Here is a 12,692-nt window from a genome sequence, read left to right on the forward strand (position 1 = left end):
ACTAAAGTTTGCATCGGAACTATTATTGGTATTTTTCTTTATAACACCCACTTCATTATTTCTATTTAAAGAAAACGATTTCGCTGAATATCAGCGTCGTTGTTTAATTTTTCCATTTAATTTTTGAAAAACAAAAAATATCGTTAATTTTTATTTAATTTGCGATAAAATTCAATTATTTTATAATGATAACTATCACTCGCCTTTTTGATTTCCCATATTATCAGCAAGAAAAATACACTAACATTCCGGATGCTTTAGTAAGTAAGCAGAACGGTGTTTGGGTAAAAACTTCTACTCAAGAATACATAGCCAAAGCTAATGCGGTTTCCAGGGCACTCTTGAGAATGGGCATTCAAAAGGACGATAAAATTGCCATAATATCCTCAAATAACAGGACAGAATGGAATATTATGGACATTGGTGCCTTGCAAACCGGAGCGCAAACGGTTCCTATTTACCCAACAATTTCTGAAGATGATTACGAATATATATTGAATCATTCGGGTGCGATTTATTGTTTTGTGTCGGATGCTGAAGTACTTAGAAAAGTAAATTTAATTAGAGATAAAGTTCCGAATCTAAAAGAAGTATACTCGTTCAATGAGATTGAAGGTTGTAAAAACTGGAACGAGTTATTGATTCTTGGTGTAGACACCGGCAATCAAAATGATGTTGAATACCGAAAAAGCAGTGTTAAAACAGAAGATTTAGCGACTATTATTTATACTTCAGGAACAACAGGAAAGCCAAAAGGCGTTATGCTTTCGCATAAAAATATTGTATCTAATGTTTTAGACAGTGCAAAAAGAATTCCTTTTGAAGCAGGGAAAAGTCGTGCTTTGAGTTTCCTTCCTATCTGTCATATTTTTGAAAGAATGATTTTATATTTATACCAATATTATGGTGTTTCGGTATATTTTGGGGAATCTATTGATAAAATCAGTGATAATCTTAAAGAAGTAAAACCAACGGTTATTACTGCTGTACCAAGACTTCTGGAGAAAGTTTATGATAAAATATATGCCAAAGGAACTGAACTAACAGGAATTAAAAAGAATCTTTTCTTTTGGGCTATTGATTTAGGCCTGAAATACGAACCATACGGAGCCAATGGTTTTTGGTATGAAATGCAACTTAAAATTGCCCGAAAATTGATTTTCAGTAAATGGAAAGAAGGTTTAGGAGGGAATTTAGATTTAATGGTATCAGGAAGCGCCGCTTTACAACCCCGATTAGCCAGAGTTTTTGCAGCTGCAGAAATCCCCGTTATGGAAGGTTACGGCTTGACCGAAACGTCTCCCGTAATATCCGTAAACGATATGAGAAACAAAGGTTTCAGAGTGGGAACTGTGGGTAAAGTAATTGATAATGTAAAAGTTATAATTGCTGAAGACGGCGAAATCCTTTGTAAAGGACCAAATGTGATGATGGGTTATTTTAAAGATGAAAAATTAACCAGCGAAGTAATCACCGACGGTTATTTCCATACTGGGGATATTGGAATTTTTGATGCGGATGGATTCTTGAAAATTACCGATCGCAAGAAAGAAATGTTTAAAACCTCAGGCGGAAAATATATAGCCCCACAACTGATCGAAAATACGATGAAACAATCTCGTTTCATTGAGCAAATCATGGTGATTGGTGACGGACAGAAAATGCCGGCAGCCTTCATTCAACCCAATTTCGAATTTGTCAAAGAATGGGCTGTTCTTCATGGAATAGATATTGGAAAAAGCAATGAAGAAATCATAGCAAACGAAAAAGTAATTGAACGAATTCAAGCTGAGATTGATACTTTGAATGAAAAATTTGGGAATTGGGAGAAAATCAAACGTTTTGAATTGACTCCAGATGTTTGGTCTATTGAAGGCGGACAATTGACTCCAACTCTAAAACTAAAACGAAAAATAGTAATGGAAAAATACATTGATTTATTCAATAAAATATACAGCTAGCCTTTTATAAAAACAATCCCGTTATGAAACTAAAAGTATTAATTTGTTCCGTTATAAGTGTATTCTTTTTTTCTAATTGTAAAGAAAAAAACGAAGAAGATTCGATTAAGGCAAATTATTTAGATTTCTCCAAACGGGACGATCAACTGACTGGCGGTATCAAAATGATTCCGATAAAAACGCCAAAAGGCACTTTTAAAGTGTGGACAAAAACCGTAGGCAATAATCCAAAAATAAAAGTATTGTTGATTCATGGCGGACCGGGATTGACACATGAACTATATGAATCCTTTGATGGGTATTTCCCTAACGAAAGTATTGAATACATTTATTACGATCAGTTGGGTTCGTATTACAGCGATCAGCCCAACGACAACAGTTTATGGACAAACGAACGCTTTGTAGAAGAAGTGGAACAGGTTCGAAAAGCATTAGGTTGTGACAATTCAAATTTTTATATTTTGGGGCAATCTTGGGGCGGAATCTTAGCGATGGAATATGCTTTGAAATACCAAAAGAACCTTAAAGGATTGATTATTTCCAATATGATGGCCAGCGCACCTGCTTATAACAAATATGCAGAAGAAGTATTAGGTCCAAAGCTTCCAAAAGCAGTTTTTGATCAAATAAAAACATTTGAAAAAAACAAAGATTATACCAACCCAAAATACACCGAACTGCTTTTTAAATACTATTATACGGAACACATTTTAAGAATGCCTGTTGATCAATGGCCAGAATCCATAAACAGAGCTTTCAAACACATCAACTCAAATGTGTATGTGTATATGCAAGGGCCAAGTGAATTTGGAATTACAGGAAATGCTTCTTTAAAGAATTGGGATGTCACTGCCAAACTTAAAACGATTAAGGTTCCCACACTGGTTATTGGTGCCAAATATGACACTATGGATCCGAAGCACATGGAATGGATGTCTAAAGAAGTTCAAAACGGACGTTTCTTGTTATGTCCTAACGGAAGCCACCTTTCGCAATACGATGACCCTACAACCTATTTTTCGGGCGTGATCAAGTTCTTGAAAGATGTGGATAACGGGACGTTTAAGAAATCTTAACAACAATATATATTACAAAAAACCACGAATTGCTGTTCGTGGTTTTTTGGTTTTTAATGAAAAATGATAAAAATACAAAGCAATAAACCTGCTATCTTGAACCAAATATAATATAATTACCAATAAATAATTATTTGTAAAATTGTTCTGTGATATAGAACACAGTGTCGATAAAATACAAATTATTTTGAAAAGTCAGTACGTTCTCGTCGTGTAAATCTTCAAGAATGATTCCTAAATCTAGATTAAAGTAATCGTTATTTCTTGTGTTTTCAAACCCATTTTCATCCAAAAAACTTTTTACATTTTCTAGTACTGTATTTTGATCTGATTTTATAAAAGGTTGCTCGACTACCGCATACAAAACTTCTTCCGATTCATAAAACCCTACTAATTGATACGCTGTGTCTGGAAAGAAATAATTATTTAACAGCAGATTATTGAAGTAATCCTCCCACGCTAAATAATAAATAGAATCATTGAGTTTAAAAACCTGAAACTCATTGTGAAGATAAACCTTTTGCTCTGCACCGCTGGAAACAAAAGTAGTAATATCAATCTCGGTGTTCCAAAAATTATTTTGGTCGCAAAATTGTCTTATGTTCTTTGCTTCTTCAGTTTTGATTTGCTTGCTCTCTTTAGCCTCGCTACTTGAGCTCTTGCTTCTTCTAAGGTAACGGGCGATTGCTTGGATAGCATTTCCATGCCTAACTTGGCTCTTTCCTGAAATGATATTTTGTAGTTCATGTTTCATGAAATTTTATACGGCAAAGATAACTAATTTTTATTACTACTGTTCAACGCACTTATTGTGCATATTAAGCTCGGTTTCCCAACCAGATACGTTTTGGAATTTCAGGATTTGCAGAGTGTTTTGCCCCAACGGAAGCCACCTTTCGCAATACGACGACCCTAAAAACTATTTCCCGGTCGTGATCAAGTTCTTGAAAGATGTTGATAGTGGGGAGTTTAAAAAGGCTTATAAAAAATATTATAAAGGAAAAACCACGAATTGCTGTTCGTGGTTTTTTGGTTTTAGCTTTATAAGTACAATCCTCCCTAAACAGTAGTAATAATACACAATCTTGTCATGCTGACGAACGAAGCATCTCATCAACCAATATTAGAATTGATCCCACCAATTATACTACAAACCGAAATTATTTCTCGTCTGCAGGATTTGCGCGAGGGATGGAAGTGGCATCCTTTTATGAAGCCTGCGGAATAAAAGATACAACGGACAGCCAGACCCGGAGTTGCGAGGAGGAACGACGAAGCATAGTGGAGGGGCTCGCCCAAAAAATACGTTAAAAAACCATTCAATTTGCTCAAATTCAGTAGTATTTATTTATATTTAGTACTTTTTAACAAAAAAATATTTTAATTTATTATGCGTGCATAGTATTTTTTATTATATTTGAAATCGATATAGTTCCCTATGAAAGACAAAACAATAGATTACATACTACGAGCTACCTGGCAAGCGGTTGCCAGAATGTATAATGAAGAAGCTTCAAAATATGATGCGAGCATGGCCACTGGTTTTGCCCTTTTGAGTATTGATAAGGAAGGGGGAACGCCCTCTACTGCTTTGGGCCCGAAAATGGGAATGGAAGCCACTAGCCTGACCAGAACCTTGAAATCTATGGAGGAAAAGGGATTGATCATAAGAAAGAAAAATCCTGAAGATGGCCGTGGTGTATTGATTTATCTGACTGATTTTGGTAAAGACAAAAGAGAATTATCTAAGAATACGGTTTTGAAATTTAATGAAACCGTGAAACAACATATCTCTGAGGAGAAGCTGCAGCATTTTATTGAAGTGGCCGAAACTATCAACGAATTAATTCTGGACAAAAACATATTTAATCACGCTAGCGTCAGTGAACTGACGGAGCAAACCGAAAAAACAAATATAAACGAAGTATGAAGCGCACAATTAAAAAAGTTGCAGTAATAGGATCCGGAATTATGGGTTCAGGAATTGCTTGTCATTTTGCTAACATTGGTGTAGAGGTTTTACTTTTGGACATCGTTCCAAGAGAACTTGCCGAAGCAGAAGCCAAAAAAGGGCTAACTTTAGAAAGCAAAATCGTTAGAAACCGATTGGTAAATGAGCATTTGGCCAATTCATTAAAATCGAAACCATCCCCTATTTACAGTCAGAAATTTGCCAGCAGAATCACAACTGGAAATACCACTGATGACATGGCAAAAATTGCTGCTGTTGATTGGATTATTGAGGTTGTAGTGGAACGCTTGGACATCAAGAAACTAGTTTTTGAACAAATTGAAAAATTCAGAAAACCGGGAACTTTGGTAACTTCAAACACGTCTGGAATTCCAATTCACTTTATGAGTGAAGGAAGAAGCGAAGATTTTCAAAAACACTTCTGCGGGACACACTTTTTTAACCCTGCGCGTTATTTAAAATTATTCGAAATCATTCCTGGTCCACAAACTTCAACAGAAGTATTGGACTTCCTTACTATATATGGAGAGAAATTCTTGGGTAAAACTTCGGTTGTTGCCAAAGATACTCCTGCATTTATTGGAAATAGAGTAGGTATTTACGGGATTCAGAGTTTGTTTCATTTGGTAAAAGAATTGGGACTTACAATTGAAGAAGTAGATAAATTGACCGGTCCGGTTATTGGTCGTCCAAAATCGGCTACTTTCAGAACGGTTGACGTAGTTGGATTGGATACTTTGGTACATGTTGCCAACGGAATCTACGAAAACTGCCCGAATGACGAGCAACACGAGTTGTTTAAACTTCCGGATTTCGTAAATAAAATGATGGAAAACAAATGGTTGGGAAGCAAAACGGGTCAAGGTTTTTATAAAAAAGTAGACAAGGATATTTTGTCTTTGGATTTAAATACTTTAGAATACCGTCCGGCTAAAAGAGCTTCTTTCGCAACTTTGGAACTGACAAAAACGATTGATAAACCAATTAACCGTTTTAAAGTTCTGGTAAAAGGAAAAGACAAAGCAGGAGAATTCTACAGAAAAAGTTTTGCAGGAATGTTTGCTTATGTTTCTAACAGAATTCCTGAAATCTCAGACGAACTATACAAGATTGACGATGCTATGAAAGCCGGCTTCGGATGGGAAAATGGTCCATTCGAAATCTGGGATGCCATTGGTGTTGCAAAAGGAATTGATATGATGAAAGCGGAAGGTCTTGAACCAGCTGCTTGGGTAAATGAAATGTTGGCTTCAGGAAGTTCTAGTTTTTATTCTATTAAAGAAGGCGCTACTTTTTCCTACAATATTCCAACAAAATCACACCCGAGCGATAGCGAACTGGCGAAGCAAACTAAAGTTCCAGGTCAGGATTCATTTATCATACTGAACAACATTCGCGAAAGCAAAAAAGTGTGGAGCAATAGCGGTGCGATTATACAAGATTTAGGAGACGGAATTTTGAATTTAGAATTCCAGTCTAAAATGAATACGATTGGTGGCGATGTTTTGGCCGCTATCAATAAAGCGATCGACTTATCTGAAAAAGAATATCAAGGTCTGGTTATTGGAAATCAAGCAGCGAATTTCTCTGTTGGAGCTAATATCGGAATGATTTTCATGATGGCGGTTGAGCAAGAATATGATGAGTTGAACATGGCCATCAAAATGTTCCAAGACACAATGATGCGCGTACGTTACTCGGGAATTCCTGTAGTGGTTGCGCCACACGGAATGACTTTTGGAGGTGGTTGCGAAATGAGTTTGCATGCCGATAAAGTAGTTGCAGCGGCGGAAACGTATATGGGATTAGTGGAGTTTGGTGTTGGCGTAATTCCAGGTGGTGGAGGTTCGAAAGAATTGGCATTGCGTGCATCCGATTTATTCCATAAAAATGACGTGGAGTTGAATGTATTGCAAGAATATTTCTTGACTATTGCTATGGCAAAAGTGTCTACTTCTGGTTACGAAGCTTTTGATACTGGACTTTTACAACAAGGGAAAGATATCATTGTAGTGAACAAAGACCGTCAAATTGCCGAAGCGAAGAAACATGCATTATTAATGGCGGAAGCCGGTTACACGCAACCGATTCGCAGAAGCGATGTGAAAGTTCTGGGAAAACAAGCTCTTGGAATGTTCTTAGTAGGAACGGACCAAATGGAAGCCGGAAAATATATCTCGGAACACGACAAAAAAATCGCTAACAAACTAGCTTATGTTATGGCTGGTGGTGATTTATCAGAACCAACTTTAGTAACCGAACAATATTTATTGGATTTGGAACGTGAAGCTTTCTTGTCATTGTGTACGGAAAGAAAAACATTGGAGAGAATCCAATTTATGTTAACCAAAGGGAAACCTCTAAGAAACTAAAAAAATGAAAACAGCCTATATAGTTAAAGCATACAGAACAGCCGTGGGGAAAGCCCCAAAAGGGGTGTTTAGATTTAAACGTCCTGATGAATTGGCAGCGGAAACCATTCAATTTATGATGAATGAGTTGCCTGATTTCGACAAGAAACGTATTGATGACGTGATGGTAGGAAATGCGATGCCGGAAGCAGAACAAGGACTAAACGTGGGACGATTGATCTCTTTGATGGGATTGAAAATAGAAGACGTTCCGGGTGTAACCGTAAACCGTTATTGTGCTTCTGGATTAGAAACAATTGGTATGGCTACAGCCAAAATCCAATCTGGAATGGCAGATTGTATCATTGCCGGTGGTGCCGAAAGCATGAGTTTTATTCCAATGGGAGGTTACAAACCTACTCCGGATTATGCTGTTGCAAAAGCTGGAAACGAAGATTACTATTGGGGAATGGGATTAACTGCGGAAGCCGTTGCCAAACAATTCAATGTATCTCGTGCGGACCAAGATGAGTTTGCCTATCAATCACATATGAAAGCCTTAAAAGCGCAAGCCGAAGGTAAATTTGACAAACAAATTGTTCCTATTACTGTAGAACAAACGTTTATCAACGAGAACGGTAAAAAAGAAACTAAATCTTATATTGTAAATAAAGATGAGGGTCCAAGAGCCGGAACTTCTGTGGAAGCTTTGGCAGGTTTAAGACCGGTTTTTGAAGCTGGCGGAAGTGTAACTGCAGGAAACTCTTCTCAAATGAGTGATGGAGCAGCTTTTGTTCTAATCATGAGTGAAGAAATGGTAAAAGAGTTAAACCTTACTCCTATCGCCCGTTTGGTAAATTTCGCTTCGGCTGGAGTGGAACCAAGAATTATGGGAATTGGACCGGTAAAAGCAATTCCAAAAGCATTAAAGCAAGCAGGATTAACCTTAAATGATATTGATTTAATTGAGTTGAACGAAGCGTTTGCCTCGCAAGCATTAGCCGTAACGAGAGAATTAAACCTAAATCCAGATATCATCAATGTCAATGGTGGAGCGATTGCATTAGGTCACCCACTGGGTTGTACCGGAGCAAAATTGTCTGTTCAATTATTCGACGAAATGAAACGCAGAGGAAGCAAATACGGAATTGTAAGTATGTGTGTAGGAACCGGACAAGGTTCAGCAGGAATTTACGAACTTTTGTAGTCATAGATTTCCATCCGTTAACTTAGGATTTAGAACATTAACAACAACATCAACATCAAAAAAATAAAAAAAAATGGCAGATACAATTGAAAAAAACGTAACCCGTGGCGGTCAGTTTTTGGTTAAAGAAACAAAGTGCGAAGATATTTTTACTCCAGAAGATTTTTCAGAAGAGCAATTAATGATGCGTGACTCTGTAAAAGAGTTTGTAGACAAAGAATTATGGGCGCACAAAGATCGTTTTGAGAAAAAAGATTACGCTTATACACAAGAAACTATGAAAAAAGCAGGAGACTTAGGACTTTTAGGAGTTGCTGTACCTGAAGCTTATGGTGGATTAGGAATGGGATTTGTATCTACAATGTTAGTTTGTGATTATATCTCGGGAGCAACGGGATCATTCTCAACTGCTTTCGGAGCACATACAGGAATTGGAACAATGCCAATCACTTTATACGGAACAGAAGAACAAAAACAAAAATACGTTCCTAAATTAGCCTCTGGCGAATGGTTTGGCGCGTATTGCCTGACAGAACCGGGCGCAGGATCTGATGCTAATTCTGGAAAAACAAAAGCAGTTTTATCTGAAGATGGAAAATATTATTCTATCACAGGACAAAAAATGTGGATTTCGAATGCAGGATTTTGCTCCGTTTTCATCGTTTTTGCCCGTATTGGTGATGATAAAAATATTACTGGTTTTATCCTTGAAAACACACCTGATAACGGAATTTCAATGGGTGAAGAAGAGCATAAATTAGGTATTCGTGCTTCTTCTACGCGTCAGGTTTTCTTCAATGAAACTAAAGTTCCAGTTGAAAACATGCTTTCTGAAAGAGGAAACGGTTTTAAAATTGCCATGAATGCTTTGAATGTGGGTCGTATTAAATTAGCAGCAGCTTGTTTAGACGCACAAAGAAGAGTGATTACAAGTTCGGTACAATATGCTAATGAAAGAATTCAGTTTAACACTCCAATTTCTCAGTTTGGTGCGATTCGTTCAAAATTAGCAGAAATGGCAACAAGTTGTTATGCTGGAGAAAGTGCTTCCTACCGTGCTGCTAAAGATATTGAAGATAGGATCGCAGCTCGTGAAGCTGAAGGTGTTTCACATCAAGAAGCAGAATTGAAAGGTGTTGAAGAATATGCTATTGAATGCTCAATCCTTAAAGTGGCTGTTTCTGAAGATATTCAAAATTGTGCTGATGAAGGAATCCAAATATTTGGTGGAATGGGATTCTCTGAAGACACTCCGATGGAAAGCGCCTGGAGAGATGCGCGTATTGCACGTATTTACGAAGGAACTAACGAAATCAACAGAATGCTTTCTGTAGGTATGTTGATTAAAAAAGCGATGAAAGGCCACGTTGATTTACTCGGACCTGCATCAAAAGTACAAGAAGAATTAATGGGAATTCCATCTTTTGATACTCCTGACTATTCTGAATTATTTGCTGAGGAAAAAGAAATGATTGGCAAATTGAAAAAAGCATTCTTAATGGTTGCTGGTGGAGCTGTTCAAAAATATGGTCCGGATTTAGATTCACACCAACAATTATTAATGGCGGCTTCTGATATATTAATCGAAATCTATATGGCTGAAAGTACTATTCTTAGAACAGAGAAATTAGCAAAAAAAGAAGGAGAAGCTAAAGTAAAAGAGCAAATTGCCATGGCAAAATTGTACTTATACAAAGCGGTAGATATCGTTACTCAAAAAGGGAAAGAAAGTGTTATTTCTTTTGCCGAAGGAGATGAGCAACGTATGATGTTAATGGGATTACGCCGTTTCACAAAATATACCAATATGCCAAATATTGTAGCATTAAGAGAAGCAATTACTGCAAAATTAGTAGAGAAAAATGAATACTGTTACTAATTAGAAAATAGTTTTTAGTTGAATTTATTTGTTTAAAAAACCGTCAAGTTGAAATAACGAGACGGTTTTTTTATGACTTAAATTTTAAATTATTTAATATCCTTCTTTTCTATTGCCCGTATTTCTCCATTATAGGAGATTGTACTGCGATTATTTGAATTAATGGAAAGTGAGGCGCTGCTATCAAAAAAAACGGAGAGATATATCGTATACACATCATATTGCCCTTTAACTACGGCTTTTATTTGATAAGCTTTCTTTTCTTTTTTAATAGTATATTCTTGTGGTTTGCCTTCAAAATTTAAACCGCCATCCCCTCGATAGGCCACACCACTATAGGCTGTGCCAAAAAAAGGCATTTCGCTTTTGATAAAATCAGGTTGAAATTTTACATAATTGGGATTAGTCGTTAAATCTATGTTTCTGAATCCCTGAGGCGAAGCATTTCTGGCTACAAAAACGAATTCTTTGGAATTTACCAAAATCTCCGTCTGTTTTTGTTTTTCAATTTTACGGGCTTCTTTTAACTGTTTTCTAGTTTTTTCCTGAGCAAAACTCATCGTAACAAAAAGTGAAAGCAACAACACTAAAAAGATATTTTTTGTTTTCATGATTTCTATTTATTTTAATTAAAATCCTTCTTTAAGCATATAATAAAAAATACGATAAATTAAAAGAGCTACAAGAGTAAATTCCCAGCTTATTTTTTCTCGAAACGCATCATGGCAGTATCCCCCATGATAAAATTCAACGTTTTTCCATCTTTGGAAATAGAATAAGAATCTATTTTTTGAAGTGCTGCCATATATACCACTTCACCTTTAATATCCATACACATCATTTTAGTCATTGCAATCGGTTCTTTGAAACTGATTTTATTTCCATCAACATTTAATTTTCCGCTATACCTGTTGCAGCTGGCATTACCCGAAATTCTGTTTTCTTTCAAATCAAAAATGATCGTTGGTTTTTTGTTTGGAAACAATCCCCCAAAAGCAATTCTTGGTTCTGTAATGTAATTCAATTCCCAAGTTCCTTCAAGCGAAGCCGTTTTAGCATTTGATGTTTTAATTGAATTGCAGGAAATAAACACTAAGCATAAAATAGTTAGCGCTAAAATTATTTTTTTCATAAGTTTGTTTTTTATTGAAATAAAATATTGAAAAATACAATCAATAATACTGCCAATGTTAAATTTTAGAAGAATATTTAGTACTAAAAAAAAGCTTCAAAAAAAGTAAATTTATAACTTCCTTACACTTAAGAAATCACAAGAACATGATTTTATTTTTTTACTTCAATCACCTCTACTTTTATTCCAACTGAGTATGCATTTGGAACAATTTTATCGCCATGTACGTTGGCATAAACTTTGGTAAATTCGGCACCAAAATACAAAATAATAGCAGAATAATATACCCATATTAAAATGATAATTACTGACCCGGCGGCTCCATAAACGGTTGCTACAGTTGAACTTCCTAAATAAAAACCGATAGCAAACTTACCAAACATAAAGAAAAATGAAGTAAAACTAGAGCCAACTAATGCGTCTTTCCAAGCGATATAGCCGTCCGGAAGTGTTTTAAAAATAATGGAGAACAATATAGTAGTCGTCGAAAATAAAATTAGAATATTAAAGACATAAAATAAATAAACGGTTAAGTCCGGAAAATATCGCAACAATTGCTCATTGATAACATCCATAACGGTATTGACCATTAAACTGACCAACAATAAAAATCCAACAGACGCAATCATTGAAAACGACATAATTCGATTCTTAATAAACTTCATGATTCCTTTATTTGGTTTCGCTTTTAATCCCCATATAAAGTTGATGGAACTTTGTATTTCTGCAAAAACACCCGAAGCACCTATTAATAACATAATACCACCAAATATAGCGGCAAAGGTATTGCTATCCGTCAGCTCTATATTTTTAATGGTTGCCTGAATTTGCAGCGCTGCCTGATTACCAACCATTCCGTTAATCTGACCAAAAAACCTCCCTGTAACAGCCTCACGTCCAAAGAAAAAACTAAAAATTGACAAAATAATAATTAATAATGGCGGCAATGAAAATATAGTGTAATAGGATAATGAAGCGCTTAATTTAATGGCATTATCATCATCAAATTCCTTATATGTTCGTTTTAACAATTCCCAACCAGATTTTGCTGCTTCTTTACGATTCATAATAAAAATATTTTGTCGTTATCAAAATAAAAAAAATCGATTATCTT

Annotated in this window: 10 protein-coding genes; 6 read left to right on the top strand and 4 right to left on the bottom strand. The window is 35.8% G+C overall.

Annotation, left to right across the window (positions count from 1 at the left end):
• Positions 1-185: 185 nt before the first annotated feature.
• Both ACFX5F_RS07515 and ACFX5F_RS07520 read left to right on the top strand, forming a co-directional pair.
• Positions 186-1,961: an AMP-dependent synthetase/ligase gene (locus ACFX5F_RS07515; RefSeq protein WP_379851416.1), complete on the top strand. Its 1,776-nt coding sequence runs from the start codon at positions 186-188 to the stop codon at positions 1,959-1,961.
• A 23-nt stretch (positions 1,962-1,984) separates the two neighbouring features.
• Complete coding sequence (locus ACFX5F_RS07520) at positions 1,985-3,037, top strand: proline iminopeptidase-family hydrolase (RefSeq protein ID WP_379851418.1); 1,053 nt, start codon at positions 1,985-1,987, stop codon at positions 3,035-3,037.
• Between the two features lie 130 nt (positions 3,038-3,167).
• On the opposite strand, the gene ACFX5F_RS07525 is transcribed toward ACFX5F_RS07520, so the two are convergent.
• On the bottom strand, positions 3,168-3,791 hold the full coding sequence (locus tag ACFX5F_RS07525; RefSeq protein ID WP_379851420.1) for a putative polyvalent protein kinase domain-containing protein: 624 nt from the start codon (positions 3,789-3,791) through the stop codon (positions 3,168-3,170).
• Positions 3,792-4,475: 684 nt separating this feature from the next.
• Here ACFX5F_RS07525 and ACFX5F_RS07530 point away from each other — a divergent pair.
• The 4 genes from ACFX5F_RS07530 to ACFX5F_RS07545 all read left to right on the top strand — a co-directional run bounded on the left by ACFX5F_RS07530 (position 4,476) and on the right by ACFX5F_RS07545 (position 10,446).
• Positions 4,476-4,967 (top strand): MarR family winged helix-turn-helix transcriptional regulator, encoded by a 492-nt coding sequence (locus ACFX5F_RS07530; RefSeq protein WP_379851422.1) that lies wholly within the window; start codon positions 4,476-4,478, stop codon positions 4,965-4,967.
• Positions 4,964-7,381, top strand: a complete 2,418-nt coding sequence (locus tag ACFX5F_RS07535; protein WP_379851424.1) for a 3-hydroxyacyl-CoA dehydrogenase/enoyl-CoA hydratase family protein — start codon at positions 4,964-4,966, stop codon at positions 7,379-7,381. The genes ACFX5F_RS07530 and ACFX5F_RS07535 overlap by 4 nt, the downstream gene beginning before the upstream one ends.
• Before the next feature lie 4 nt (positions 7,382-7,385).
• Positions 7,386-8,567, top strand: coding sequence for an acetyl-CoA C-acyltransferase (locus ACFX5F_RS07540; RefSeq protein WP_104000525.1), 1,182 nt, complete (start codon positions 7,386-7,388; stop codon positions 8,565-8,567).
• Between the two features lie 73 nt (positions 8,568-8,640).
• Positions 8,641-10,446, top strand: coding sequence for an acyl-CoA dehydrogenase FadE (locus ACFX5F_RS07545; protein WP_379851426.1), 1,806 nt, complete (start codon positions 8,641-8,643; stop codon positions 10,444-10,446).
• 89 nt (positions 10,447-10,535) lie between these two features.
• Here ACFX5F_RS07545 and ACFX5F_RS07550 read toward each other — a convergent pair whose 3' ends face one another.
• The 3 genes from ACFX5F_RS07550 to ACFX5F_RS07560 all read right to left on the bottom strand — a co-directional run bounded on the left by ACFX5F_RS07550 (position 10,536) and on the right by ACFX5F_RS07560 (position 12,645).
• Entirely contained in the window at positions 10,536-11,057 is a 522-nt protein-coding gene (locus ACFX5F_RS07550; protein ID WP_379851428.1) for a DUF4251 domain-containing protein, read from the bottom strand.
• 89 nt (positions 11,058-11,146) lie between these two features.
• Complete coding sequence (locus ACFX5F_RS07555) at positions 11,147-11,578, bottom strand: META domain-containing protein (protein WP_379851430.1); 432 nt, start codon at positions 11,576-11,578, stop codon at positions 11,147-11,149.
• Positions 11,579-11,730: 152 nt separating this feature from the next.
• Positions 11,731-12,645, bottom strand: a complete 915-nt coding sequence (locus ACFX5F_RS07560) for a YihY/virulence factor BrkB family protein (RefSeq protein ID WP_379851432.1) — start codon at positions 12,643-12,645, stop codon at positions 11,731-11,733.
• Positions 12,646-12,692 lie beyond the last annotated feature (47 nt).

Origin of the sequence: Flavobacterium zhoui, from assembly GCF_042787235.1 — a bacterium.
GTDB classification, from domain to species: domain Bacteria; phylum Bacteroidota; class Bacteroidia; order Flavobacteriales; family Flavobacteriaceae; genus Flavobacterium; species Flavobacterium zhoui.